This window comes from Gemmiger formicilis (assembly GCF_016901605.1).
In the GTDB taxonomy this organism is placed as follows: domain Bacteria; phylum Bacillota; class Clostridia; order Oscillospirales; family Ruminococcaceae; genus Gemmiger; species Gemmiger formicilis_B.
This window is the reverse complement of record NZ_JACJKP010000621.1, coordinates 1-274: the sequence shown is the minus strand read 5'-3', so window position 1 is coordinate 274 and position 274 is coordinate 1. Positions and strand designations below refer to the sequence as shown.

Sequence of the window (274 nt, the reverse complement as noted above, 5' to 3'; positions counted from 1 at the left end):
ACATAAAAACAGGGGCGCTGAGGGGCATCCTCGGCTGAGATCGAAGCAAACCGCAGCTTCGGGTCGCCTTGAACCTGATCCGGATAATGCCGGCGTAGGAAGTTTGACCCATCAAAGAAGTCTTACTGCGTTTGCGCCTGCTCTTTTTGCAGGCGCTTTTCTGTTTTTATGTACTGAATATTTGTTTGGGGAGGAGTTTACCCGATGACCAAAACCTATTCCAAAACCCGTACTCTGGTAGAGTGCGCCCTGATGATTGCCCTGGGCACCGTCC

At 51.5% G+C, this 274-nt stretch carries 1 riboswitch.

The annotated features are described in order from the left end of the window. A riboswitch (TPP riboswitch) is annotated at nt 1-118 on the top strand. The last annotated feature ends 156 nt before the right edge of the window (nt 119-274 follow it).